Raw genomic sequence first — 24,755 nt, forward strand, 5'->3', positions numbered from 1 at the left:
GCCATAGGGTGGCCCCAACGCGACGAGGGGGGCGGCGTGATCACCGAGCCCGAGCTGACGGACGGGTCGGGCGACGACCGGCCCGTCGATGTCATCGGCGACGACGACCGGCCGCGGGAGCCGCGCGGCGGACGGCTGTCCGGTGTGCACCGGCGGCGCGGGCCCTGGGTCTGGGCGCTCGCCGGGGCCGTCGTCGCGTCGGCGGCCTGGGCCGGTGCGCTGCGGGGTGCCGACTACGGCCGTACGGCCCCGCCCGACCTGCACGGATACCGCCTCGCGGATCCGTGCACCGTGGCGGCGCTCCAGCCCCTCGTGGACATGATCGGCCTGTCCTCGATGAGCGAGATCCCCGGACCGATGAACGTCGGCAGGACGCTCGACCACATCGCGTGCCGCCTGGTCGGCAACACGTCGGAGAACGACGGCTGGATCACCTCGTACACCATCTCGGTCAGCGTCGACCTGCACAAGAAGACCGACCCCCGGACGGAATTCGAGGACGGACTGAAGGCGCGGGACGCCGACCCGGCCGAGCCGGCCGCCGACAGCGGCGTGGTCATGGTCCACGACCCGCGGACGAGCAGGCCGGTCACCGGCCTCGGCGACCGCGCCTTTCTCACCGGTGACTCCACGAGCCAGACCCTGGACGTCCTGCACGGCGGCGCCGTGTTCTCGATCGAGGTCGGCGCCACCGAGGAGTGGATCGGCGCGGGCGAGCGCCCGACGGACGCGGACGGCTCACCCGAACCCCCGCCCCATGTCGACACGAAGCGGTTCGGCGCCCAACTGCCCCGCGCCGTACGTCACTTGATGAGCGTGCTGTCGGCGCGCTGACGAACCCCGCGGCTCAGCCCCAGAACGCCTGCGCCAGCGCCGTACCGGCGAAGGCCGCGCCGAGCCCGGCCGCCACGCTCGCCACCGCGTTGGCCGCGGCGAAGAAGCGGGCGCCGCTCTCGGCCAGCCGCAGCGTCTCGTAGGAGAAGGTCGAGTAGGTCGTGAGGGCGCCGCACAGGCCGGTGCCCAGCAGCACCTGGACCTGGGACGAGGCGGCGCCCTCGGTGACCGCGCCGGTCACGACGCCGAGGACGAGACAGCCGACGACGTTGACGGTGAAGGTGCCCCAGGGGAAGAGGCTGTCGTGCCGGCTCTGGACCGAGCGGTCGGCGAGGTAGCGCATCGGAGCGCCGACCATGGCCCCGACGATGACCAGCAGCCAGTTCATCGCGCCTCCGCCTCGTCGGCCCGCTCGGCCCGGTCCGCGAGCCGCCCGAGCACCACGTGCCGGGTCGCGGCCGCCGCCAGCCACACCGCGGCGAGAGCGGCGAGCAGCGTGAGCGCCAGATACGCGAGCGCGGTAAGGGCCTGCCCGCCGTCGATCAGGGCCCGGATGTCGGTGGCGTAGGTGGAGAAGGTGGTGAAGCCGCCGAGCACGCCGGTGCCGAAGAAGGGCCGCACCAGACGGTGCGTGTTCCAGACGTCGGTGATCAGCACCATGAAGACACCGATGACCGCGCAGCCGACGACGTTGACGGTCAGCGTCGTCCACGGGAAGGTGCCGGAGGCCGTCGGCCAGAGCAGCGCGGCCCCGTAGCGGGCGCACGCGCCGACCGCGCCGCCGACCGCGACCACGGCGACGACCGGGGCCTGGCCCTCGCGCGACGCTTCGCGCTGTGCCGGGTCGTGCAGATCGATGTCGGGGTCCACGGGTTCGTCGGGCGTCACGGGCCGGACTTCTGCCACTTTCGTCTCCTACTCACCGGGCACGCCCAAGCTTGGCGTGCGCGCGTCGCAAGTAGGGACCGTTGACGGCTGTGTCGCCGTGGTTCGGGTACGGCGGGCCCCACCGCCGCGCGGTGCTCCGGGGAGCGCCGCAGACCGCCATGCTACCCGGCGCGGTACGAGGGGCGCGTGGGAGTCTGTCTCCTGCCGGAGCCACGCGACCGCGAGGGAGAGTCCCTGTGCCGACCTACCAGACCTCGATCACCGTCAACGCTCCCGTCGCACGCGTCTGGGAGGTGCTCGTCGCCGTCGAGGACTGGCCCGCTCTCACGGCGTCCATGACCTCCGTCCGCCCGCTCGACGCGGACGGCGCGAGCCGGAGCGGGAGCGCGGACCACGTCGTCGCCGTCGGGCGCCGATTCGCGGTCGAGCAGCCCAAGTTGCGCAAGGCGGTGTGGACGGTCACGGCGCTGGACGAGGGTTCCCGGTTCTCATGGCGGTCCGCGGGTCCCGGAGTGACCACGAGCGGCGACCACCTGGTCGAGCCGGAGGGCGACGGCACCCGCCTCACCCTGGTGCTCACCCAGCGCGGCGCGCTGTCCGGCCTGGTCGGCCTGGTGGCGGGCGGCCTGACCCGCAGGTACCTGGAGATGGAGGCCCGCGGCCTCAAGGAACGCGCCGAGTCGCCCGCCGCGGAGTAGCGGCCACGGCGCGCCGCCACCTCATGTGGCGGCCGTCACAGCAGATTCTCTCCCGTGGATGTCGACCGGACGTCCGGCCCCAGGCGTATGCGTGATGAGGCCGAAGAGAACTGGGAGCTTTTGTTGACCGCTGAGGAGTTCGAAGAGTTCTACGCCCACGCGGTCAGACGGCTCACCGGTCAGCTCTATGTGATGCTCGGCGATCTGCCGGAGGCGCAGGACGTGGTGCAGGAAGCGTTCGTCAGGGGCTGGAGCCGACGGCGGCAGCTCGCGAGGGACGGCAACCCGGAGGGCTGGATCCGTACGGTCGCCTGGCGGCTCGCGGTCAGCCGCTGGCGCGGCCGTCGGCGCTCGGAGGAGGCGTGGCAGCGGTACGGCGGCCCGCCGTCCGTCGAGGAACCGGGCCCCGGCACGGTCGCCCTGGTCTCCGCGCTGCGCGAACTGCCGCCAGGACAGCGGCGGAGCGTCACCCTGCACTACGTGTGCGACCTGTCCGTCGACCAGATCGCCGCGGAGACCGGTGTGTCCAGCAGCACCGTCAAGACGCACCTGGTCAGGGGCCGGGCCACGCTCGCCCAGCATCTGCCGGAACCGCACGCAGAGGAGCCCCCTGGTGCCTGATACCCACGAGGAGCGCTTGAGGTCCGCGTTCAAGAACGCCGCGGCGGACGGTCACCGCGCGGCGACGCCCGCGCCCCCGACCGTCGTCCGCGCCCGCGGCGACCGCAAGCGGAGGCAGCGGCTCGCGACGGTCGCCGCGGTGGCCTGCGTCCTGATCGGCGGTACGACCGCGTCGCTGGTCACGCTGCTGCCCGGTGACGGCGGCGCCGTCCCGCCCGCCACGAGCCCGGGGCCCGCCACCACCGGCCCGAACGGCCTCCCGTCGTCGACCGCGACCTCCGACTACCCGGTCCGCACCTACCCGCCGACCGGCACGGTCCACATGACGACAGCCCGCTAAACACTCCCCCCCGTCGCACCCCGCCCCGGCCGCACCGGTCGGCCGGGCAGTCCGGCATGCCCGGAACCGTCACCCGTACGTCGTCGCCCGCGCCGTCGCCCGAGCGGTCCGTGGCAGCCCCCTCAGGAGCACGACCATGCCCAAGAGCGCCTTCTCCCCGCCCGCGACCGCGCCCCGCCCCGTACCGTCCGAGCCGCCGGACCGGACCGTCCCGCTCCGCCACCGGCTCCCCGGACATCTGCCGCTCCCCCGCCTCGGCCCCACCGACCGCGCCGTGCTCTGGCTGTACGCGCTCACGCGGGTCGGCGTCTGGACGACCGCGTACTGCACGGGGCGGCTGTTCACCGGCGACGGCAAGGCACAGCGGGCACCCTCGATGATGTCCCGCTGGGAGCAGTGGGACTGGGGCTACTACCTGCACATCGCGCGCGACGGCTACTTCCCGGCGCCGGTGCCGGGAGCCGTTCTCGGCAGCGGCGCGGCCACACCCGACAACCGCGAGGCGTTCTTCCCCGGCTTCCCGCTGCTGCTGCGCGCCGTGCACCTGCTGATACGCGACTGGACCGCCGCGGGGCTGCTGATCTCGTTCGTGGCGGGGGCCGTCGCCGTGCTGTCGCTGGCCCGGATCGCCGCGCTGGACGGCCGGTCCGCGCGTACGTCCGTAGCCGGGCGCGGCGCGGACCGGCTCCCGGACGACGGGAACGGCACCGGATCGCGCGCCGTGCTCTTCCTGCTGCTCTCCCCCTGCGCGGTCTTCCTCGCCGCCGGGTACACCGAGGCGCTGTTCCTCGCCTTCGCGCTGCCCTGCTGGCTGGCCGCCAAGCGCGGGAACTGGCCGCTCGCCGCCGCGCTGGCCGCCGCCGCGACCACCGTCCGGATCAGCGGCCTGTTCCTCGGCGCCGCGCTCGTCGTCCAGCTCCTGACCTCGGGGCCGCTGACCAAACGGCTGCGCCTGCTGCACTGGCCGGCGCTCTCCGCGCTGCCCGCGCTCGTCTACGCCTGGTATCTGCACGCGCGCACCGGCGACTGGATGGCCTGGAAGCACGCGGAGGAACGCGGCTGGTACCGGACGTTCCACTCGCCGTGGCAGGCGTGGCGGCACACCTGGGACGGCGCCTTCGACCACACGCAGGCCACGCCGTACGCGCTGCTGTTCCAGTTCGAACTCGTCGCCATGGCGGTCGGTCTGGCGCTGCTCTGCCTGCTGCTCAAGCGGCGCCGCTGGCCGGAGGCCGTCTACCTCGGGCTCAGCCTGTGGGCGCTGGGCACCTCGTACTGGTACATGTCCGTGCCGCGCGCCTCACTGCTGTGGTGGCCGCTGTGGACGGGGCTGGCCGCCTGGAGCGTACGGCGCCCCTGGCTGACCACGGCGTACGTGTGCGTCGCCGCGCCGCTGGCCACCGTCCTCACGGTCGCCTTCACCTCGGGACGGTGGGCGGGCTGACATCAGCGGGCGCGACGACACGCTGAGGCGCGACGGTGGCGCGGACGAAGGCGCGGCGGATCAGACCCGGTCGATGTGCACGTTCGTGGACTTCACGCGGGCGGTGGCCTGCATCCCGACCTCCAGGCCCAGTTCCTCGACGGCCTCGCGGGTCAGCAGGGACACCAGCCGGTGCGGCCCGGCCTGGATCTCCACCTGGGCAGCGACGTCGCCGAGCTTCACGGCGGTGACGATGCCGGGGAAGGCGTTGCGGACCGAGGTGTACGAGGCGTCCTCGTCCGCGCTGTCGGACTGCGCGATCTCGACGGAGAACGCGGCCAGGTCGCGGCCGTCGATGAGCCTGCGGCCGTTGTCGTCGCGGTGGGTGGCGACCCGGCCGCCGTCCGCCCAGCGGCGGACCGTGTCGGGGCTGACGCCCAGGAGCCGCGCGGCCTGGCCGATCGTGTAGGACTGCATGGGGAAGACAATAAGCGCAGCCCGCCACCCGGCTCCGCACACCACGGGCGGCGACACGGCGGCCCCTCAATGGACTCCGACGGACTCCGGCGGACGCCAGAGGCGGGCGGCACGGGGGCGGGCGCAGGCGGCGGCGACTCGGCGGACGCGCCGTGCCGGTTCGCGCCCCGGCGCGCGTACGGCGCCCGGTTAGAGTGCCAGAGCCGCACCCGGCAAATCCGACATTCCATACGGCGATCGAGGCGTATCCCCATGAGCCTGAGCATCCGCAACCAACTTCCCGGCACCGTCGCGTCCGTGACCCCCGGCGAGGTGATGGCGACCGTCAAGGTACGGCTGGACGGCGGCCAGGACATCACCGCCGCGATCACCCTGGAGGCGGCGGACGAACTCGGCCTCGCCGAGGGCACGGCGGTCCGCGCCCTGGTGAAGTCCACCGAGGTCTCCCTTGCCACGGGCCCGGTCTCGGGGCTCAGCATCCGCAATCAACTGCCGGGCACCGTCACGGACATCGCCACGGGCGGCGCGATGGCCGCGGTGAAGATCTCCGTCGAGGGCGGCGAGTTGACCTCCGCGATCACCAAGGACGCGGCCGTCGACCTCCGACTCGCCCAGGGCACCGCCGTCACCGCCCTGATCAAGTCGACGGAGATCTCGCTCGCGACTGTCTGACGACCCGTCCGCCGGTGGTCTTGGCGGCACTCCTGAGGCCAGTGGTGTGCTGGTGAACCCGGTGGAGTCACCAGCCGATTCGCTGCGAGAGAGCGCTCTCTTCGTGCTTGACACCCAGTCGCGCGGCCCGCGAGGGTACGTCTCCAAGAGAGCGCTCTCAATTCCCCCCTCGCCGTCAGAAGGTGGTCGTAGCTCATGTCTTCGTTCAGGGCCGCAGACAGTGCACTTCCCAACTCGCAGCAGCCGCAGGCGCCATCGCAGTCGCAGCACATATCCGGGGAGCGCGGCGGTCTGAGCCGCCGTTCGCTGATCGCCACGGCCGCTTTCGCCGGTGTGGTGCCGTTGGCGGGTGCCGCGACCCCCGCCGCGGCGCGGTCGGCCGGCACGCACTCCCCCGGCTCCCACTCCCCCGGCGGCCACTCGCCGTCCACGGAACCCGACTTCGGCCCGAACGTCACCGTCTTCGACCCGAGCATGCCCGCCGCCGACATCCAGGCCGCGCTGGACGCGGCCACCGCCGTACAGGTCGCCAACGAATTCGGCACGCAGCGCTACGCCTTCCTCTTCAAGCCGGGCACGTACGACGTCGACGCGCAACTCGGCTACTACACCTCGGTCGCGGGCCTCGGGCTGTCGCCCGACGACGTGACCATCAACGGCGCGGTGCGCGTCGAGGGGCAGGCGCAGCCGGGCGGCGGCGACAGCGCCCTCACCAACTTCTGGCGCTCGGCGGAGAATCTGGCGGTCAACCCGACCGACGGCATCAACTGGTGGGCGGTGTCGCAGGCCGCGCCGCTGCGCCGGGTGCACATCCGCGGCCAGCTCTTCCTCTTCCCCCGGCAGGGCGGTTACTCCAGCGGCGGCTTCATCGCCGACTCGGTGGTGGACGGGCAGGTGATCAACGCCTCGCAGCAGCAGTGGCTGACGCGGGACAGCTCGGTCGGCTCCTGGTCCAACGGCGTGTGGAACCAGGTCTTCGCGGGTGTCGTCGGCGCCCCCGAGCAGTCCTTCCCCGACCCGCCGTACACGACGCTGGCCACCAGCCCGCTCAGCCGCGAGAAGCCCTTCCTGTACGTCGACTCGGCGGGCCGTTACCGGGTGTTCCTGCCGTCGCTGCGGCACGACGCGGTCGGCGCGTCCTGGTCCGGCGGTACGACCGAGGGCACCTCGGTGCCCATCGACCGGTTCTTCATCGCCAAGCCCACGGACTCGGTGCGCGCCATCAACCGCGCGCTGGCGCAGGGCAAGCACCTGCTCCTGACGCCGGGCGTCTACCGGCTGGCGGAGTCCATCAAGGTCAAGTGGTCGGGCACGGTGGTGCTCGGCCTGGGCTTCCCCACCCTCACGCCGGTCGGCGGAGCGGTGCCGATGACGGTCGCGGACGTCAAGGGCGTCCGCGTCGCGGGGCTGCTCTTCGACGCGGGCAAGACCAACTCCCCCGCCCTGCTGGAGGTCGGCAGCAGGCGCGGCGGCCGTACGGACCCGCGCGACCCGACCTCGCTCCAGGACGTGTTCTTCCGGATCGGCGGCGCGGGCGCGGGCAAGGCCACCACGAGCCTGGTCGTCAACAGCGACAATGTGCTGCTCGACCACATCTGGGCCTGGCGCGCGGATCACGGTACGGGCGTCGGCTGGACGGTGAACACGGCGGAGACCGGCGTGGTCGTCAACGGTGACCACGTCCTGGCCACCGGCCTGTTCGTGGAGCACTACCAGAAGTACAACGTCATCTGGAACGGCGACCACGGCCGGACGGTCATGTTCCAGAACGAGTTGCCGTACGACCCGCCGAATCAGGCCGCCTACGGGCATCACGGCGTCGCGGGCTGGGCCGCGTACAAGGTGGCGGATTCGGTCCGGCACCACGAGGGCTGGGGTCTTGGCAGCTACTGCTTCTTCAACGTGGACCCGACGATCCACAACGCCCACAGCTTCGAGGTGCCCGACCGCCCGGGCGTACGGTTCCACGACCTGCTGACCGTCTCGCTCAACGGAGACGGCGTGATCGACCACGTCATCAACGACTACGGCGCGGCGGCGCAGGGCTCGGCGACGGTCCCGGTGGACGTGGTGAGCTACCCGCCGACGCACTGACGTCGCGCGCACGCCCGGGCGGCGGGCGGTGACGCGTAGTGACGGGACCCGGTGACGCGCCGCGTCACCGGGGCGGCGCGTGCGGCGGGTGCGGCGGGTGCGGCGGGTGCGGCGGGCGATCGGCGGCCGATACGGGCGGGACGTATGTGATGCCGTCCGGCGGGTAGCCGAGGGGTACGCAGCTCACCATCGGAGGTGACCGCAATGCTGATCCTGGGATTGCTGCTCCTGGCCGGTGCCGGTGCTTTCACCGGCCTCGCCATCGCCGACAACACGTCGGGAGGTCCCGAGTACAACGTGTCGGTGCTCGGGCACTCCATCGCGACCATGAACACCCTTCAGATCTTCTGCGCCGGTCTGGCGCTCGCCCTGATCTTCTGCCTCGGCGCCGCGATGGCGATGGGCGGCGGAGTGAGCCACCGGCGCAAGTCCCGCAAGCTCACCGAGGCCCGCAGGGCCGCGAAGGACAACGCCAGGGAACGTGACGCGCTGGCGGCCCGGTTGGAGACGGCGGACACCACGGCCGCACCGGCCGGGGACACCGGGACCGACTACGCGTACGGCGGTTCCACGGCGGCCGACAGCGCCGACGGTTCCGAGACGGCGGCCGCACCGCGGCACCGTCACGCGCGGCACCTGTTCGGCCACTGACCGACCGCGGTCCTCGGATGCTGTGAGGGCGACGCCCCCCGTGACACGGGGGCGCCGCCCTCCGTCGCGTCCTGGGAGCCGTACGAGGCGCACGAGCGGTACGAGCGGTACGAGCGGCCCGTGCCGTTCTGTTGCCGACCGGACTCGAACGCGGTGCGGACTGCCGCGAACAGCCTTCCTGCGGGCGAGGTGTCCGATTATGATGCGGATCACGCCGCCTCCCCTACGAGGTGGCACCCGGCAGTGCCCGGACATCCATGTCGACGACGAAGACGACACAGAAGTCGGGAAGGCCATGGCAGAGCAGGGTGCGCTCCAGCACCGCAGGACCGTACTGGAAAACGAATGGGCCCGCCGCGTACCGCAGTTGAGGTCGGCGGGGGGCTATCCGGCGGGCCCGGCTCCGCTGCGCCGTGAGGTCACCGACTCCTGGGTGCGCAGCGTCGGCACGGTGGATCCCGCGCGGGACAGCGCGCCGGTCTCCGAGGACGGCGCGGTCCATCCGCGGTGGAAGGGTTCGCCGCTGCGCGCACCGGTCGCCGACCTGTCGGGGGAACTGCACAGCATCGCCGAGGACGCGGGTTTCGTCGCGGCGGTGACCGACGAGTCCGGCACGATCCTGTGGACGTGCGGCGGCAGGCTGATGCGGCGCAGGGCGGAGCGGGTCAATTTCGCGCCGGGCGGGCGGTGGGACGAGCGCGCGATGGGCACCAACGCGCTGTCCCTGGCGCTGCGCACCGGCCGCCCGAGCACGGTCTTCTCCGCCGAGCACCTGGTCGCCGCCCTGCACGGCTGGGTCTGTTACTGCGCGCCCATCCACGCCCCCGACGGCCGGGTGCTGGGCGTCCTCGACCTCTCCACCACCTGGGACCGCTCGCACCCGCTGGCCCTGCCGACCGTACGCACCCTGGCCTCCGCCATCGAGGCCCGGCTGCTGGACGGCGCTCCGGAGCCGCAGCGCCCCGCCGGTCTCGAACTGCGCTGCCTCGGCACGGCGCAGGCCAGCAGCGACGGTGAGCCGCTGCATCTGCCGCCGCGCCAACTGGAGATCCTGACGCTGCTCGCCCTGGAGCCCGAGGGCTTCGCGCCCGACCGGCTGCGGGCGTCGCTGTACGGCGACCGCTGCGTGACCGCGTCCACGTTCAAGGCCGAGCTGTCGCATCTGCGGCGCGCGCTGAACGGCGGGGTGGCGACCAGGCGGTACGCGCTGACGGTGCCGGTGAGCTGTGACGCGGCCGAGGTGCTGCGGGCGCTGGAGTGCGGTGACATCGCGGCGGCCGTCGGCCACTACCGCGGGCCGTTGCTGCCGATGTCGGAGGCGCCGGGCATCGTGGCCTGGCGCGAGCATCTGGAAGTGGTGGTCCGCGAGGCGGTGCTCGCCGACACCCGCCCCGAGCACGCGCTGCGGTACGGGGAGCGGGCGCCGTACGACGCCGCCGTGCACGAGCACGCGCTGCGGCTGCTCGGTCCCGGCGACGCGCGGCGCGGGATCGCGGCGAGTCGGCTGAACGCGGCGCTGCGGAGCTGACGCGACGGTCTCCGGCCGTGCCGTGCGGGAAGCGGCGTCCGCGCGCCCCGGCGTCCGCACAGGCCCCGCCCCGCCAACCTTGCGCGCCCCGGCGTCAGCACAGGCCCCGCCCCGCCAACCTTGCGCGCCCCGGCGTCCGCACAGGCCCCGCGCCGCCAACCTTTTGCCAACCTCGGGCCACCACAGTGAGTGCTGACACCGTAACCCGCACACCGGTACACCGAGGAGCGCCGCCATGGTCTACGCGCAGCCAGGCACCGAGGGCAGCATTGTCAGCTTCGCCCAGCGGTACGACAACTTCATCGGGGGCGACTGGGTCGCACCGGCCGAGGGACAGTATTTCGACAACCCGTCCCCGGTGACCGGTGAGACCTTCTGCCAGGTCGCGCGGTCCACCGCGCCGGACATCGAGCTGGCCCTGGACGCCGCGCACGCGGCCGCCGGTCCGTGGGGCCGCACCTCGGCCACGGAGCGGGCGAACATCCTCAACAAGATCGCCGACCGGATCGAGGAGAACCTCGAACGGCTGGCGGTGGCCGAGACGTGGGAGAACGGCAAGCCGGTCCGCGAGACGCTGGCCGCCGACCTGCCGCTGGCGGTGGACCACTTCCGCTACTTCGCGGGAGCGCTGCGCGCCCAGGAGGGCAGCATCTCGGAGATCGACGCCGACACCGTCGCGTACCACTACCACGAGCCGTTGGGCGTGGTCGGCCAGATCATCCCGTGGAACTTCCCGATCCTGATGGCCACATGGAAGCTCGCGCCGGCGCTGGCCGCGGGCAACTGCGTGGTCATCAAGCCCGCCGAGCAGACTCCGGTCAGCCTGTTGGTCGTCATCGAGCTGATCGCCGACCTGCTGCCCGCCGGTGTGCTCAACGTCGTCAACGGATTCGGCGTGGAGGCGGGCAAGCCGCTCGCGTCGAGCCCGCGGGTGGCGAAGGTGGCCTTCACCGGTGAGACCACGACCGGGCGGCTGATCATGCAGTACGCCAGCGAGAACATCATCCCGGTGACGCTGGAGCTGGGCGGCAAGAGCCCGAACATCTTCCTGCCGGACGTGATGGCCGCGGACGACGACTACCTCGACAAGGCGATCGAGGGCTTCGTGATGTTCGCCCTCAACCAGGGCGAGGTCTGCACCTGCCCGTCCCGCGCGCTGATCCACTCCTCGATCTACGACGAGTTCATGGCCCGGTGTCTGGAGCGGACCCGCGCCATCGTCGGCGGCGACCCGCTGGACCCGGCGACCATGCTCGGCGCCCAGGCCAGCAACGACCAGTACGAGAAGATCCTGTCGTACTTCGACATCGGCAAGCAGGAGGGCGCCGAGGTCCTGACCGGCGGCACCAGCCGTACCGTCCCCGGCCTGGAGGGCGGCTTCTACATCGAACCGACGATCTTCCGCGGCACCAACAACATGCGGATCTTCCAGGAGGAGATCTTCGGCCCGGTCGTCTCGGTCACCACCTTCGACTCCACCGACGAGGCCCTCAAGCTCGCCAACGACACCCTGTACGGCCTCGGCGCGGGCGTCTGGACCCGCGACGGCAATACCGCCTACCGGCTCGGCCGCGAGATCAAGGCGGGCCGCGTCTGGACCAACTGCTACCACGCCTACCCGGCCCACGCGGCCTTCGGCGGCTACAAGAATTCCGGCATCGGCCGCGAGAACCACAAGATGATGCTCGAGCACTACCAGCAGACCAAGAACCTCTTGGTCTCGTACTCCCCGAAGAAGCTCGGCTTCTTCTAGACTCCTCAAATATGTCGCCTGACCTGGCCTTTCGCCAGGTCGGGCGCCGCCTCGGGGACCTCAGCGCCGTCGGTGTACGGCGCCCGGTGTTCTCCCGACATCTCCCCCTGGTCTCCCCCCTCTGACCAGCTGTCCCGGTCTATTTCCGGACCGGGCCGCCCAAGGCCCGCCGCCGACGGTCTCCGCCATCTGCCCCCAGAGCCGCACCGATTCCTCGATGCGACCGTCGGCGTAGTCCTGCGCTCCAGCGAGATACTTGGCGCAGCAGCTGAACATGACCTGAATGCCCGGCCCTTCGGGCCCACTCGGCAGGATCAACACCGGAGGCCAGCCAGAAAGAGATGCCCGCGTACCGAAGGTCATACGGCCGCTTCCCGAGTATCAAGACCTACGTTGTTCGCCCCCGAGCCAGCCATAGCGAACGGCGGCAGGGGTATATTGCGAGTTTCCATCCACGGCATTGACGGCGATCTGGACGTCATCACGGGTTCTTCCGGGTACGCCTCTACGATCCGGCATCTGGACGATTCCTGCAAAATGATCCGGTCGCCGACGTCTCGCCGAATCGCTACGGATATTCTGCCGATCCGCTGACGTATGATCTCAACGGTCAGTCCTGTCTGGGCAAAATGCGCAAAGCTTGGAGAATCCTCAAGTGCGCCAGCGCCATGGCCTTGTCTTAGCATCACGGTGGCTGCCCGCCGCCAAGATCCTGAAAATCAAGCGCGCGATTCGGGGACTGTGGGGTGTAAAAAATGCCGCTCGCCTCATCGTCGGAGCAACAAGCGTTCGATCGCGAAAATCGGAATCACATTCGGGGTCAGCATCCCGGATGTCGATTCAATTCTGAGCAACTGCAATTAGCGGCACTTGCGGGGCGGACACAGAAGAGACTGCACCCGCCCCACCATCGGAATTCACCAAACGAGGTGGGAATACCATTCGCAACAATAGAAATTGCGATCGGTTGCAGCCTCGACGTAGTGCGTGCGTGTGCGCGCAGCCCGACAGGCGGTAGGCGTCGCCCGCGCGCAGGGCGCGGGCGGGCCCGCCGAAGACGTCGAAATGGCGGCGCTGGGGCCAGGAGGTCCCGACGAGTCCGTCGCGAAGGTGTCCTGTGACCGGGTTCGTCTGGCCTTTGACGGTCCACAGGTGGGTGTCGCCGTGGCAGGGTTCCGATTCGGGCAGGTCCAGCTCAGGTACCCGCTGCCGGAAGCGGTCGAGGGACTCGACCAAGCGAAGGCAGTTGGCGCACATACGGGAAGCCGATGAGGGGCGCGCAGCAAGCGCCTTGCCGCAATAGCCCATCAGGTGGCCGGGAATCGGCCGGTGGGCGGCGCGCAAGGGTCAGCTGTCAGTCGCCACGGACGACCGTGAGGTGGCCTTCGGGGTCTGCTGCACGTTTGGCTGACAGGTCAGGTCAAGATGTCACCCAATCGTGCGGCAGACCCAACTGCCAGAGCTCGGCATCACCACCGCCAGAGCAAGCTTCCTGGCCCAATGAGCCCGGCACACCCACAACCGTGTCAGCTCCATCGCACCCGAAGGACCACGTCGTGCAGTTCCGTCTGTTCCGTATCGGGTTACCGCCCGGAGCAGGCTCCGACATTGGCCCCCCAACTACCGGCAGCGTCAAACCGGTCCGGGGATAGCCACCCCCACTAGCCGGCGGCGTCACGTCGGCCGGTAACCGATGGCCGCGCCGCCCACGCGGCGCGGCCATCCCCACCCAAACGACTACGGGAGGATCGCCTCGATGCCTGCACGCTGCCACGGCGCCACCAGCCGTCTCCTCACCACTGCCGCCGGTTCACCATGACGGGGACACTCACCACCGCTGCGGGTCTGCGCCCTGGGCATGAGCCATCGGTCGCCGCCGCCGTGATCCTTCATGACGGGTGCGTGCTCCTGGTGCGCCGCACGGTTCCAGAGGGCACGTTGCTGTGGCAGTTCCCCGCCGGACGCATCGAGCCCGGCGAAAACCCGCAGCATGCGGCGGTCCGCGAGACCGGCGAAGAAACGGGATTATGCGCGACCGCGATTCGGTCCCTGGGCTATTGAACCTGAACGGGTGTTGTCGGGGAGCGGTGTGCATCGCGTTGCCCACGCTGGCTCCCGGGTAGGCGTCGCGGCAGGATGAGTGCATGACCGAGAACAACGCGGATCTGCTGGTGTTGCTACGTGAGCTGGATGATCCTGAGTGGCTGGAGTGGCCGCGGGACTTCGACCGTCGCGAGATCGCCGTGCGCTTCGGTCAGCTGGTAGACCGACTCGAAGGTGACTTCGCAGCTCACTGCACGACCGTGGCCGGGCAGGAGAATCAGGACTCCAGCGAGTACGGACGTATTTACGTGCCCGGGGACGCGACTGTGTGCGGGACCCGGATCGTCGTCTGTGTGAGCCAGTTCGGCTCACTGGCGCTGGTGTGCGCGGACAATCCTGGTGCCTTCCTCGGGACGGACGACGCGCAGGCTGAGGGTGAGCTGGACGGTGCTGACCTCGCCAGGGTCAACCGGGCGCTGGAAGAGCTCGGCTACGTCGTGGTTCCCGAGGAACTGCTGGAGAGCGACTACGACGGGCCGAGCCGACTGCACCCGCACATCCAGCGGCCCACCTGGTGGAATCGCTTCTTCGGCTACTTCTGACGATTACCCCGACAAGTTCAGGCCGGTGCCCGTCAGGCAGCCATCGATGACCTCCGGTCGGTACTGCAGCATCTTGAGCTTGCGTTTCACCGCGCGGGTGATCTGGCTGAGGTCGGCGGCGTCGAGGTTGCCGATGTCGCGTGTGACCAGTGACCAGACGCCCTCCTGCGGGTTGAGGTCCGGAAGCGTATGTCGGTAGCTGGAACACGGAGAGCCAGGCGGTGTCGGCTTCGAAGAACGCCCGCAGGGGTGCGACCAGGTGCATGCGCAAGTTGTCCCAGACCAGGACGATCGGGCCGCCGAGCTGGGTGTGGGCGCGGATGACCAGGTCGCGGTAGTCCTTCCAGCCGAAGCCCTTCGGTTCGTCCTTGCGGCCCCGGTACTCGCGGATCGCGTAGATCAGCCTGGACTGCTCACCGGGCTTGTAGCAGGTCATCCTGGACAAGGTCGTCATCCCGGCCAAGGGCGAGTTCGAGTTCAGGCCCCACGAGCACTTCCTGCTGCTGGGCCACTCATCCCGGCACTGCGGCGAGAACGAACGTCTGCGGTTCGTCCTGTCCACCAACGAGCTCTTCGAGGTCGACGTTCCCGTCGGGGACACGTTCTTCCCCGAAGGTATGTTCGTGACGGACTGACAGGGTTGGGTCGTGGGTGGACCAACCGCAGACACCTTCTGGGAACCATCCCGCGTACCGGGCCTCGACCTTGATCCGCCGCCTACACCTTCACCGTGAAGGCGGCCGACACCGGCGGCACTGTCTCGGCCGCGTCCGTACCGTTGACGGTCGCCGCCAATTCCTCGGCCAGCACGGACTGCACGACCGCCTACACCGTCACCAGTGACTGGGGCGCGACCTGGGTCTTCGGCGGTCACCAGCGGATCGGCAACGCGTGGAACGGCGTACTGCCCCAATGTGGCCAGACCGTCACGGCACGGGACGCGGATACAACGCCACCCTGGCACCCGGCGGCGCCGTTGACATCGGATTCACCGCCACCTATCGCACAAGCAACGTCGTGCCGTACGGCTTCCGTGTCAACAGAACGGTGTGCGCGGCCGCCTGACCTTGTCAGCCGGTGCCGGCAGGGCCGGCCCCAGTCAGACTCAAAGGCGCGATCATTACCGCTTTCCCCCGCGTGGGGGCTCGTCCAATCAATCGCCCGTGCCGGGCGTACCGCGGCGGCCGCGCCCGGGAAGATTCCGGGCCGGCCACCGCCGTAGAGCGGATGGTGCGTCAGGATACGGTGCAGGCAGAGCCGTTGAGCGTAAACGCGGTGGGCGAGGTGGTGCCGGAGCCTGTTCCCTGGAAACCAAAGCTGGTGGAGCCGCCCGCGGGGACGGCGCCGTTGTAGCCCAGGTCGGTGGCGGTCACGGTGGCGCCGGACTGGGTGGTCGTGGCGTTCCATGCGCTGGTGATCTTCTGGTCGGCAGGGAAAGTCCACTTGAGCGACCAGCCGTTGACTGCGCTGCCGCCGGTGTTGCGCAGGGTCACGTCCGTGGTGAAGCCGCCCGTCCAGGCGCTGACGATCTTGTAGCTGACGGAGCAGGCCGCACCTGTCGGCGGCGGGGTCGTGGGCGGGGCCGTGGTCGGCGGGGTCGTCGGCGGGGCGGTAGTTGGCGGAACGGTGGTCGGCGGAACGGTAGTCGGCGGGGTCGTCGGCGGAACGGGGTCCGAGGTTCCGGCCGATGCCAGCGCGTATGCCACGTCCGGCAGGAAGGTACCTGCGGCGCCGGCGCAGCCATCCGCCTCGCCTGGCGGCTTCACCCAGAGGAACGCGTCGATCGCCGCGTCGCCGGTGTTGGTCGTGGGATAGGCGCCGATCGCCCGGCCAGACGGGTCGCACCATGCCCCGCCGCCCGCTGGACCGTTGCCGTTGCGGCTGGTGTCCACCACGGCGTGCAGATTGGCCGGGTTGCCGAGGGCGGCCAGCACGTTCTTGGCGAAGTTGACCTCATTGGCCGTGGTATTGAAGTTGGAGACGTTGGTGAAGAGGCCGTCGGCATTCGTCAGGATGCCGGCGCTGCGCAGCCGATTGGCCTGCTCCGAGGCACTGTTCCAGGCCGAGTGGCCGCCGTCCAGGTAGACCTTTGCGTTGGGTGCGGCGGCGTGGATGGCGGCTCCCGCCCGGGAGAGCGAGGCGAACCGGTCGGCCTGCTGCTGTGCGGTCAGACAGGTGGTCAGGGCGATGGAGTCGGGCTCCAGGATGATGATCGACCGGCCACTGCCCAGCCCGGCGGCGAAGTTGCGCACCCAGGCGTCGTACGAGGCCAGGTCCGGTGCGCCGCCTGCGGACGCGCCGCCGCAGTCACGGTTGGGGATCTCGTACACGGCCAGCACCGGCACCTGTCCGGCGGTGGCCGCGGCCGTGGTGACAGCCCGGACGTCGCCGGTGACGGTGGAGGGGCGGTAGTTGGAGAACCAGATCGCCTGCGGCTGGCTTGCGATCCGCCGGGCGATGACCGGCTGGCGGGAGTCACCGGGATTGGCGGCAACCCAGCGGACGACCTGGGAGTTGGGGTCCGCGTAGAGCTGGGTCCCGGTCGGGAGGCTGCCCTGCGCCGCGGCGCCCGCGGTGATCTCGGTGCTCAGGACGATGCCGGTGGCGGCGAGACCTGCGGCTACGCCGAGCGCCATGGCCTTGCGCAGCCGCGACCCGCGCGCGGGAGCCTTGACCGCCTCGGCCGGGCGTGGGGTACCGATGGGGGGTGTCACAGTTTTCCTCCGTGCTCTCGTGGGGGGAGAGGGCCCTCAGGGAGCGAGGGCCAGATGCGACGGGGTATGTGGGAGCGCTCCCACTGCTGGATTGAGCCTAGCGAGTACGACGAGGGCCCGTCATCCCCTGCGCGGGACGCACTTTCGGGTCGGCTCACTCTGCCGCGGTCCATCTGGCCTCATCGGCAGGTCGATTCCCTGGCCACCGGAGTGAAGCGGCTGACGATCCCTTCCTGGTCCTTGACCGACGACGCGACCGCCGGGCCAGGAGGCCGACCGCGGACTGTGCCCTCGCGTCGTCGTCCGGGTCGATCGTGGACAGCGAGGGGGCGCGGTATGCGCTCGTCTCGACGTTGTCGAGGCCGATCAGCTTGACCTCACCGGGCACCCGCACCCCTGAGTCGGCGAGGCCGCGCGGCACGCCCATCGCCACCGTGCCGGTCGCGCAGAAGACACCGTCGAAGTCGAGGCCGTCGTGCACCATGTCCCTGGCGGGCGGCTGGCATCGGAGCTCGGGGTAGGAGTGACCTCATCGCAGCGTATGGCCGCACGCCGGGCCGTCTTCCACTTCGACGCCCACCTCAAGCGCAAGTCGACGGTGGACCAGACCTCCGGCGACCTCGTGGTGCACACCAAGGGCGCACTCGAAACCCGTCGCCCGGCGCGTCGTACCCGGGGCTCTGGACAACAGGCAGGAAGCCGAAGCCGGGCTGCCCCTGGTCGGTCTGGTGGCGATGGCCAACACGCCCCGCGAAGGTGTCGCACAGGCGGTGCAGGCCGCGACCGGGCAGGCATGCGGATCCATGTCGTCACCGGTGACTACGGACTCACCGGCGCTGAAATCGCCCGCCAGGTCGGCATCGGCGGCAAGGGCAGCCCGGTCGTGGCCGGCACGGCGCTGGACGCGATGAGTGACGACGGCCTCGACGCCCTCATCTCGGGCGACGAGGAGATCGTGTTCGCCAGGACGTCGCCCGAGGCGAAACTGCGCATCTGCGAGGCCCTGTGTCAGAGGAACAAAGAAGACTCCCCGCTGGCGGTCAGTTGGGCTCCCTGCTGGTGGACATGAAATCTCCCCGGTGATGGACAGCTGATCTCCCCGCAGACCCATTCAGCCCATGACTCAGAGTGGGCGGGGTGAAGAGCGATGAGGAGATCATGGAGATTCTTGAGGCCCACGACCTCACGGGGAGTTACCGGAAGGCGGCCGAGCTGGCTGGCTGCGACCACCACACCGTGCGCCGTTATGTGCAGCTGCGCGGGCAGGGTGTCGATCCGACCGAGCAGGTGGTGCGATCGAAGCTGATCGACGACTTCCTGCCGAAGGTGGAGGAGCTCGTCGAGCGGTCCCGAGGCCGGGTCGGCGCCGACGCTGTTCACAAGAAGATCGCTGCGATGGGCTTCACCGGCACCGACCGCACGACCCGGCGGGCCGTCGCAGCGGCTAAGGAGTCCTATCGGGCCGGGAACCGCAGGGTCTTCCGGCCGTGGATACCCGAGCCGGCGATATGGCTGCAGTGGGACTGGGGCGAAGGCCCGCGGATCGACGGCGGACGCACGAGTCTGTGGTGCGCGTGGCTGGCCTGGTCCCGGTTCCGGGTGGTCATCCCGGTACTCGACAAGACTTTGCCCACGGTCACGGCCTGCCTGGACGCGACGTTCCGCACGCTGGGCGGGGTCCCGACCTACTGCCTGACCGACAACGAGAAGACCGTCACGGTCGAGCAGGTGGCCAGGATCGCGGTCCGCAATCCTGAGCTGGTGCCGATCGCCCGCTACTACGGTACGGTCGTCTGCTCGTGCATGTCGGCCGATCCGGCTTCGAAGGGTGGCACGGAGGCGACGGTGAGGATCGCGAAGCGGGACCTGATCCCCACAGCGGTCAATCTCCGCCCCGACTACAGCGATTTCACCGAACTCCAGCAGGCATGCGTTGACTTCATGACGGAGGTGAACGGCCGGATTCACCGCGATAGCTGCTGGCCGAGGAACGGCTGCGGCTGCACCCGGTGCCCGAGCAGCCGTTCACCACCGGGTTCGGCGAGACCCGCCGGGTCGGCAAGGACTCCACGATCTCGGTCGAGTCGGTCCGCTACTCGGTCCCGCACCAGTTCGTCGACGAGCGGGTCTGGGTACGCTTCCACTCCGACGAGCTGATCGTCACCGCGATGAGCAGAGGCAGCGCGGTCGAGGTCGCCCGCCACCTTCGCTCGGCGCCGGCAAGCCCACGGATCGCCGACGAGCACTACCCCAACGCCCCGCGGGGCGAGCGCACGCCGAAGCCGAAGAACCCGGCCGAGGCCCAGTTCCTGGCCATCGGGCCAGGGGCGGCGACCTGGCTGATGGAGGCCGCCGCCACTGGCATCCGCAGGATCAGGGCGAAGATGGCCGACGCGGTCGAGCTCGCCAAGTTCTACGGAGCGGCCGACGTCGACCGTGCGCTCGGCGCCGCGGCGACGGTCGGACGGTTCGCCGAGGGTGACCTGCTGTCGATCCTGGGCCACCAGGACGAGCACGACCGCGCAGAGCCGGTCCGCCGAAGCGAGACCCACAGCCTGCAGCCGGGCGCCTCCGCCTGGTCGGGCTTCGGCTCAGTCTGAGTGCTCGGGCTCGTCGATCAGCCCGAGTGCGACGGGGAATTTCTCCAAGAACTCCCGCCGGCTCGGGGTCTCCTCGGCCTCAGCCAGGTCCACCAGAACCTGCAGCATCCGGTCGCGCTGGTCCTGGGGCAGCCGCCCCAGGACCCAGGCGACGCTCTCCATCATCTTCACCGCGGAGTCGGGGTCGACCTCGTCGTCCTCGCAGCTGTCGAGGAACCAGACGATGTCGACCACGAGTCCGGCGAGGACGGGCACCAGCGGGTCCGTGTCAGTCATCCGGGCAACCTATCTGACCCCCATGACAGCAACTCCACTATCTTGGCCGACGGGCATCCGCGTCGGCCCCTGACCTGGAAAGAGCACCTGTTTCTTGAAGGACAGTCCCGCCCAACCGGCCGCGACGCGACCCCGCATGCAGGCACCGGCCTCGGCGGTCGCCGCGACGTCCGGCGCCGCGTTCGACGAGGCGATCGCGCTGACCCGCAGGTTGAAGCTGCCCCACATTCGCCGGGCGACGACCGAGATCGTCCCCACCGCGCTGGCCCAGCGCTGGGATCCCGCCGAGATCGTCCGGGCCCTTCTGGCCGAGGATGCGGCCGGCCGCGATGCGGCCAACCTCCGCACCCGCTGCACGCGCGCGGCCTTTCCGACCGGCAAGACCTTCCACATCTGGAACGAGGAGGCGTCTTCGATCCCCATCCCGACGCAGTCCGCGCTGCGGACCCTGGAATGGGTCGGCCGGCGCGAGAACCTCTGCGCCGTCGGCCCGTCAGGGACCGGGAAGTCGCACTTCAGCGAAGCGCTCGGCCGGTACGCGGTCGACGCCGGGATGACGGTCGCCTGGTTCACCATCGAGGACCTCGGGGCCCTGATCCGCCGTCACCGCGTCGACGACTCCGTCTCGAAGGCCATAAACCGGATCACCCGTACCGATCTGATTATTGTTGATGACATCGGGCTACTACCGGTCTCGCCGGAAGCCGCCGAAGGCTTCTACCGGCTGGTCGATGCCGCCTACGAACGGCGAAGTCTGGCCGTCAGCAGCAACCTGCATCCCTCAGGATTCGACGAGACCATGCCCAAGACCCTCGCAACCGCGACCGTCGACCGGCTCCTGCACCACGCTCACGTCGTCGTAACGCAGGGCGACAGCCATCGTCTCGCCGAGGCGACCACCGGCCGCGGCGTCGCCCCGCTCGGCTGACCAACCAGCGGCGAGATCAGCAATCCACCGGGGATTTCCAGCGTCCGTCAGTGGGGAGATCAATTGTCCGCGAGTGGGGAACTCCTGCTGTCCCTTGACACCCTGCGCGCCCGCGGCGAAGTGGTCGCGCTGTCCGGTGGCGCGGTGCCGCTGCCGCTGCCGCTGACGGTCCTGCAGATCCTCACCATCGACCTCCGAACGGAAACGCTGCCCGCGCCGGCGTTGGGACGCGAGCCCGCCGAACCCGGAGTGATGGACCGGCCGCCGCGACCCCGCACCGCCGGAGTCATCGACCGGGCGCTGCTCATCCGCGCCTGGGCGTTCCTGGGAAGCATCTCGGCGGTCCTGGTCATGGGCGGCTTCTTCTTCACCCTCTGACGGGCCGGCTGGCACCCCGGCGACCCCACCGGCGGCGGTACGGCCCTTCACCACGCCTATCTGTAGGCCACGACCATCACCTTCGCCGGCATCGTCGCCTGCCAGATCAGCACGGCGTTCGCCGCCCGGACCGACGACGCCTCGCTGTTCACCATCGGCCTGCGGTCCAGCCCGCGCCTGCTGTGGGGCATCGCCTTCGAACTGGCCTTCACGGCAGCCGTCGTCTATACGTCCCCGCTCCAGGACCTCTTCGGCACCGCGTCGCTCGGCCCGTCACAGCTGGCCGTGATCGCGCCGTTCCCCTTCATCGTCCGGGGAGCCGACGAACTGCTCCGGTGGCTCCGCCGCCGGAACACACCAGGCCAGAGGGCCGGGCCGCCGTAGTCATCGATTCAGGGTCAGTACACGCCTACACCCGGGCCGTGCCGCCTGCTGGACGCTTCAGCGAGCTGAAGCGTGCGGCCCGCCGTCGCAGCAGGCGCCGGTGACCCGCGTGTGGCAAGGGAACAGTGTCCGGCGACGGCAAGGTGCGGTAGAAGAGCCACTTGCCCGCTTCGATCAGGCCGAGATAGCAGACGGTCAGGGCCGCCAGCGCCGCGAAGAACCCTGCCGGCAAAGGCTGGAATCCGAGGGTGTGGGCCAGCGGAGTCGACGGTAGTACGGCGCCGACCGCAGCCGCGCCGAACGCCGCCAGCACCAGGGGAAGGCTGGGGTGGCTGCGCCAGAACGGAATGCGGCGGGTACGGATGGCGAAGATCACCAGCGTCTGGGTGGCGAGTGACTCGACGAACCAGCCGGTCCTGAACTGCGTCGCACCGGAGTGGAAGACCCACAGCATGACGCCGAAGGTCGCGAAGTCGAAGACCGAACTGATCGGCCCGAAGCAGATCATGAAGCGACGGATGAACCCGATGTCCCAGTGCGAGGGGCGGCGCAGTTGCGCCTCATCGACGTTGTCGGTGGGGATGGCGAGCTGACTGGAGTCGTACAGCAGGTTGTTGAGCAGGATCTGCGACGGCAGCATCGGGAGGAAGCTGAGGAAGAGCGAGGCACCGGCCGCACTGAACATGTTGCCGAAGTTGCTGGACGTGCCCATGAGGACGTACTTGATGGTGTTGGCGAAGATCCGGCGTCCCTCCGTGACCCCGTCGGCGAGGACGTCGAGGTCCTTCTCCAGCAGGATCACGTCGGCGGCGTCCTTGGCCACGTCCGTGGCGGAGTCGACGGATATCCCGACGTCCGCGGCGTGCAGGGCGAGGGCGTCGTTGACGCCGTCACCGAGGAACGCCACGTCGTTTCCGGTGGTGCGCTGGACACGGACGATGCGTGCCTTGTCCTCCGGGCTCACGCGGGCGAACACCGTGGTGCGCTCGATCGCCTCGATGAGCTGGTTGTCGTCGAGCGTGTTCAGGTCTGTCCCGGTCAGGGCGGTGGCAGCGGGCAGACCCAGGTCGTGGCAGACCCGGACCGCCACCGCGGGGTTGTCGCCGGTGACGATCTTGACGTCGATCCCCAGGCCGGCGAGCCGGAGCAGCGCCGCTGCCGCATCGGGCTTGGGCGGGTCGAGGAATACCAGCAGGCCGCTGAGGTGCAGGGTGTTCTCGTCCGGGGCGGTGGGCTTCCGCAAGCCGGGAGCCGGCCGGGTGGCGACGGCCACGACGCGGTTGCCCGCGGCGAACTCGGTCTCCAGCGCCTTCCTGGCGGTGTCCGGTACGTCGACGCAGCGCTCCAGCACGCTCTCCGGGGCGCCCTTGGTGACCAGGATCGCCGTGCCGGAGCCGTCGCGGACCACGGTGGAGACCATGCGCCGCTGGTGGTCGAACGGCAGTACCGCCACCTGCGTCCAGGCGGCGAGAGCCGTGTGCTGGGTCTGGGCCGCGGGTGAGTCCCACAAGGCGGCGTCCAGTGGATTGCCGCCCACCGCCGAGCCGTCGGCGGCATTGCTCTCGGTACTCAACAGGCCCCAGCGCAGTACCTGTTCGGGAGAGTCGTCGCCTGCGGGCACGGCGCGCATGAAGTCGATGCGCCCCAGGGTCAGGGTGCCGGTCTTGTCGGTGAACAGCATGTTGACGTCACCGAGGTCCTCGATGCAGACCAGGCGTTTGACCAGTACCTTGCGGCGGCTCATGCGCCGCGACCCGGCGGCCAGGCTGGTGGAGACGACAGCCGGGAGCAGTTGGGGGGTGATGCCGACCGCGATGGCGAGCGAGAAGAGCAGCGAGTCGATGAGCGGCTTGTGGAGCGCCACGTTGATCACGAGGATCGACGCGGTGAGGGAGCCCGCGACGTAGACGAGCAGCATGGAGAATCGGCGCAGCCCGCGCTGGAACTCCGTCTCCAGTTGGTGGCCGCTCAGCCCGACCGCGATCTTCCCGAACTCGGCATCGGCGCCGGTGGAGACCACCAGAGCGCGGCCGCTGCCGGAGTGGACGACCGTGCCCATCAGGGCGCAGCAGGTCAGGTCTGCCAGCGCCGTCCCGGCCGGAACCGGGTCCGTCGCCTTGGACACCGGCAGCGACTCACCGGTGAGGACGGACTCGTCGCATTCCAGGTCGGTCGCCTCCAGCAGCCGCACGTCGGCGGGCACGATGTCACCCAGCCGGAGGCTGACCACGTCTCCCGGTACCAGGTCGGTCACCGGAACGCTCACCGCTTTGCCGTCGCGGAAGACGATCGCCTGGTGGCGGATCTGGCTGTGCAGCGCCTCGGCGGCCTTCTCGGCCCGGAACTCGTTGACGAAGCCGAGGCCCACCGAGAGGGCGACGATCACCGCGATGATCACGGCGGCGCTGCGCTCTCCGACGCCGAAGGAGACGGCCGCGGCTGCCAGCAGCAGTCCCAGCAGCGGAGACCGCAGTTGCCGCCACAGCACGGGAAGCGCCCGCGCACGGTGTGACGACACGGCGTTAGGCCCCCATCGCAGCAGCCGCTCCGCCGCCGCCTTCGCGGGAAGACCGTCCCTGCTGGAGGCCAGTTCGCCGACGACACGGTCGGCCGGAAGACTGGCCGCCGCAGTGACCGTGTGCGGCGTCCGGGCGTCGATGCCCCCGGGCGCCGCTGTTGCGCGCCCACGCGCCCTTGGGTTTCCGTGAAATACATGCACCCGATGCGCCTCTTCCAGACAGATCAAAAACCCGCTGCCGGGGACCGGGGCATCGTGCCAACCGTACGCGTGTCACCGGTGAGTGGCCACGCGCGCCAACGTGCGGGCAGGTTCGCGGGCGTTGACATGCGA

21 protein-coding genes and 3 pseudogenes are annotated in these 24,755 nt (G+C 70.2%); 17 read left to right on the plus strand and 7 right to left on the minus strand.

Annotation, left to right across the window (positions count from 1 at the left end):
* Positions 1-36: 36 nt before the first annotated feature.
* Positions 37-834: a hypothetical protein gene (locus ACIOC1_RS14980; protein ID WP_401854471.1), complete on the plus strand. Its 798-nt coding sequence runs from the start codon at positions 37-39 to the stop codon at positions 832-834.
* A gap of 13 nt (positions 835-847) precedes the next feature.
* Here the strand turns inward: ACIOC1_RS14980 and crcB (ACIOC1_RS14985) are convergent, their stop codons facing one another.
* Positions 848-1,222, minus strand: coding sequence for a fluoride efflux transporter CrcB (gene crcB, locus ACIOC1_RS14985; RefSeq protein ID WP_401854474.1), 375 nt, complete (start codon positions 1,220-1,222; stop codon positions 848-850).
* Positions 1,219-1,740: a fluoride efflux transporter CrcB gene (gene crcB, locus ACIOC1_RS14990; RefSeq protein WP_355335060.1), complete on the minus strand. Its 522-nt coding sequence runs from the start codon at positions 1,738-1,740 to the stop codon at positions 1,219-1,221. The genes crcB (ACIOC1_RS14985) and crcB (ACIOC1_RS14990) overlap by 4 nt, the downstream gene beginning before the upstream one ends.
* Before the next feature lie 218 nt (positions 1,741-1,958).
* Between crcB (ACIOC1_RS14990) and ACIOC1_RS14995 the strand changes: the two genes are divergently transcribed.
* From ACIOC1_RS14995 to ACIOC1_RS15010, 4 genes are all read left to right on the plus strand, one after another.
* Positions 1,959-2,420 (plus strand): SRPBCC family protein, encoded by a 462-nt coding sequence (locus tag ACIOC1_RS14995; RefSeq protein WP_401854476.1) that lies wholly within the window; start codon positions 1,959-1,961, stop codon positions 2,418-2,420.
* A gap of 87 nt (positions 2,421-2,507) precedes the next feature.
* Complete coding sequence (locus ACIOC1_RS15000; RefSeq protein ID WP_355335065.1) at positions 2,508-3,041, plus strand: SigE family RNA polymerase sigma factor; 534 nt, start codon at positions 2,508-2,510, stop codon at positions 3,039-3,041.
* Positions 3,034-3,381, plus strand: a complete 348-nt coding sequence (locus tag ACIOC1_RS15005; RefSeq protein ID WP_401307539.1) for a hypothetical protein — start codon at positions 3,034-3,036, stop codon at positions 3,379-3,381. The genes ACIOC1_RS15000 and ACIOC1_RS15005 overlap by 8 nt, the downstream gene beginning before the upstream one ends.
* Before the next feature lie 136 nt (positions 3,382-3,517).
* Positions 3,518-4,825 carry a hypothetical protein gene (locus ACIOC1_RS15010; RefSeq protein WP_401854478.1) on the plus strand — a complete coding sequence of 436 codons (1,308 nt, stop codon included), beginning with the start codon at positions 3,518-3,520 and terminating at the stop codon, positions 4,823-4,825.
* 60 nt (positions 4,826-4,885) lie between these two features.
* Here ACIOC1_RS15010 and ACIOC1_RS15015 read toward each other — a convergent pair whose 3' ends face one another.
* Positions 4,886-5,281 carry a molybdopterin-binding protein gene (locus ACIOC1_RS15015; RefSeq protein WP_188283203.1) on the minus strand — a complete coding sequence of 132 codons (396 nt, stop codon included), beginning with the start codon at positions 5,279-5,281 and terminating at the stop codon, positions 4,886-4,888.
* A 252-nt stretch (positions 5,282-5,533) separates the two neighbouring features.
* Between ACIOC1_RS15015 and ACIOC1_RS15020 the strand changes: the two genes are divergently transcribed.
* The 8 genes and pseudogenes from ACIOC1_RS15020 (at position 5,534) to ACIOC1_RS15055 (ending at position 14,624) form a co-directional block, all read left to right on the plus strand.
* Positions 5,534-5,953 (plus strand): TOBE domain-containing protein, encoded by a 420-nt coding sequence (locus tag ACIOC1_RS15020; protein ID WP_355335071.1) that lies wholly within the window; start codon positions 5,534-5,536, stop codon positions 5,951-5,953.
* Positions 5,954-6,148: 195 nt separating this feature from the next.
* Positions 6,149-8,047: a coagulation factor 5/8 type domain-containing protein gene (locus ACIOC1_RS15025; protein ID WP_401854480.1), complete on the plus strand. Its 1,899-nt coding sequence runs from the start codon at positions 6,149-6,151 to the stop codon at positions 8,045-8,047.
* Positions 8,048-8,251: 204 nt separating this feature from the next.
* Positions 8,252-8,698, plus strand: coding sequence for a hypothetical protein (locus ACIOC1_RS15030; protein WP_391047891.1), 447 nt, complete (start codon positions 8,252-8,254; stop codon positions 8,696-8,698).
* Positions 8,699-8,993: 295 nt separating this feature from the next.
* On the plus strand, positions 8,994-10,226 hold the full coding sequence (locus ACIOC1_RS15035) for a GAF domain-containing protein (RefSeq protein ID WP_355335078.1): 1,233 nt from the start codon (positions 8,994-8,996) through the stop codon (positions 10,224-10,226).
* A 235-nt stretch (positions 10,227-10,461) separates the two neighbouring features.
* Complete coding sequence (gene adh / locus ACIOC1_RS15040; RefSeq protein ID WP_188283206.1) at positions 10,462-11,979, plus strand: aldehyde dehydrogenase; 1,518 nt, start codon at positions 10,462-10,464, stop codon at positions 11,977-11,979.
* Positions 11,980-12,482: 503 nt separating this feature from the next.
* A pseudogene (locus tag ACIOC1_RS15045) lies at positions 12,483-12,662 on the plus strand (hypothetical protein); the annotation flags it as partial.
* 1,132 nt (positions 12,663-13,794) lie between these two features.
* Positions 13,795-14,040 carry an NUDIX hydrolase gene (locus ACIOC1_RS15050; RefSeq protein WP_401854487.1) on the plus strand — a complete coding sequence of 82 codons (246 nt, stop codon included), beginning with the start codon at positions 13,795-13,797 and terminating at the stop codon, positions 14,038-14,040.
* Positions 14,041-14,123: 83 nt separating this feature from the next.
* Complete coding sequence (locus tag ACIOC1_RS15055) at positions 14,124-14,624, plus strand: hypothetical protein (protein WP_391047897.1); 501 nt, start codon at positions 14,124-14,126, stop codon at positions 14,622-14,624.
* A gap of 1,235 nt (positions 14,625-15,859) precedes the next feature.
* Here the strand turns inward: ACIOC1_RS15055 and ACIOC1_RS15060 are convergent.
* Entirely contained in the window at positions 15,860-17,338 is a 1,479-nt protein-coding gene (locus ACIOC1_RS15060) for a glycoside hydrolase family 6 protein (RefSeq protein WP_401854489.1), read from the minus strand.
* Between the two features lie 154 nt (positions 17,339-17,492).
* Positions 17,493-17,822: a substrate-binding domain-containing protein gene (locus ACIOC1_RS15065; RefSeq protein ID WP_391162708.1), complete on the minus strand. Its 330-nt coding sequence runs from the start codon at positions 17,820-17,822 to the stop codon at positions 17,493-17,495.
* Positions 17,823-18,131: 309 nt separating this feature from the next.
* Between ACIOC1_RS15065 and ACIOC1_RS15070 the strand changes: the two genes are divergently transcribed.
* Together ACIOC1_RS15070 and ACIOC1_RS15075 are read left to right on the plus strand one after the other, a co-directional pair.
* Positions 18,132-18,407, plus strand: a complete 276-nt coding sequence (locus tag ACIOC1_RS15070) for a hypothetical protein (protein ID WP_401854492.1) — start codon at positions 18,132-18,134, stop codon at positions 18,405-18,407.
* A 68-nt stretch (positions 18,408-18,475) separates the two neighbouring features.
* Positions 18,476-19,938: pseudogene (locus ACIOC1_RS15075) on the plus strand (transposase).
* Here the strand turns inward: ACIOC1_RS15075 and ACIOC1_RS15080 are convergent.
* Complete coding sequence (locus tag ACIOC1_RS15080) at positions 19,930-20,214, minus strand: hypothetical protein (protein WP_401720330.1); 285 nt, start codon at positions 20,212-20,214, stop codon at positions 19,930-19,932. The pseudogene ACIOC1_RS15075 and the gene ACIOC1_RS15080 sit on opposite strands and share 9 nt — an antisense overlap.
* Positions 20,215-20,350: 136 nt before the next feature.
* On the opposite strand from ACIOC1_RS15080, the gene istB reads away from it, so the two are divergent.
* Complete coding sequence (istB, locus tag ACIOC1_RS15085; RefSeq protein ID WP_401854892.1) at positions 20,351-21,142, plus strand: IS21-like element helper ATPase IstB; 792 nt, start codon at positions 20,351-20,353, stop codon at positions 21,140-21,142.
* Between the two features lie 144 nt (positions 21,143-21,286).
* Positions 21,287-21,904, plus strand: a pseudogene (locus tag ACIOC1_RS15090) (cation transporting ATPase C-terminal domain-containing protein).
* Between the two features lie 25 nt (positions 21,905-21,929).
* Here ACIOC1_RS15090 and mgtA read toward each other — a convergent pair.
* Positions 21,930-24,623 carry a magnesium-translocating P-type ATPase gene (mgtA, locus tag ACIOC1_RS15095; protein ID WP_401854495.1) on the minus strand — a complete coding sequence of 898 codons (2,694 nt, stop codon included), beginning with the start codon at positions 24,621-24,623 and terminating at the stop codon, positions 21,930-21,932.
* Positions 24,624-24,755 lie beyond the last annotated feature (132 nt).

Source organism: Streptomyces sp. NPDC088197 (assembly GCF_044741185.1).
Taxonomy (GTDB): Bacteria; Actinomycetota; Actinomycetes; order Streptomycetales; family Streptomycetaceae; genus Actinacidiphila.

Coding starts and splice junctions, on each gene's coding strand:
- crcB (WP_401854474.1), bottom strand. CDS start 1,222: ATGAACTGGCTGCTGGTCATCGTCGGGGCCATGGTCGGCGCTCCGATG.
- ACIOC1_RS15000 (WP_355335065.1), top strand. CDS start 2,508: ATGCGTGATGAGGCCGAAGAGAACTGGGAGCTTTTGTTGACCGCTGAG.
- ACIOC1_RS15010 (WP_401854478.1), top strand. CDS start 3,518: ATGCCCAAGAGCGCCTTCTCCCCGCCCGCGACCGCGCCCCGCCCCGTA.
- ACIOC1_RS15015 (WP_188283203.1), bottom strand. CDS start 5,281: ATGCAGTCCTACACGATCGGCCAGGCCGCGCGGCTCCTGGGCGTCAGC.
- ACIOC1_RS15020 (WP_355335071.1), top strand. CDS start 5,534: ATGAGCCTGAGCATCCGCAACCAACTTCCCGGCACCGTCGCGTCCGTG.
- ACIOC1_RS15025 (WP_401854480.1), top strand. CDS start 6,149: ATGTCTTCGTTCAGGGCCGCAGACAGTGCACTTCCCAACTCGCAGCAG.
- ACIOC1_RS15030 (WP_391047891.1), top strand. CDS start 8,252: ATGCTGATCCTGGGATTGCTGCTCCTGGCCGGTGCCGGTGCTTTCACC.
- ACIOC1_RS15035 (WP_355335078.1), top strand. CDS start 8,994: ATGGCAGAGCAGGGTGCGCTCCAGCACCGCAGGACCGTACTGGAAAAC.
- adh (WP_188283206.1), top strand. CDS start 10,462: ATGGTCTACGCGCAGCCAGGCACCGAGGGCAGCATTGTCAGCTTCGCC.
- ACIOC1_RS15050 (WP_401854487.1), top strand. CDS start 13,795: ATGACGGGGACACTCACCACCGCTGCGGGTCTGCGCCCTGGGCATGAG.
- ACIOC1_RS15055 (WP_391047897.1), top strand. CDS start 14,124: ATGACCGAGAACAACGCGGATCTGCTGGTGTTGCTACGTGAGCTGGAT.
- ACIOC1_RS15065 (WP_391162708.1), bottom strand. CDS start 17,822: ATGGTGCACGACGGCCTCGACTTCGACGGTGTCTTCTGCGCGACCGGC.
- ACIOC1_RS15070 (WP_401854492.1), top strand. CDS start 18,132: ATGCGGATCCATGTCGTCACCGGTGACTACGGACTCACCGGCGCTGAA.
- ACIOC1_RS15080 (WP_401720330.1), bottom strand. CDS start 20,214: ATGACTGACACGGACCCGCTGGTGCCCGTCCTCGCCGGACTCGTGGTC.
- istB (WP_401854892.1), top strand. CDS start 20,351: ATGCAGGCACCGGCCTCGGCGGTCGCCGCGACGTCCGGCGCCGCGTTC.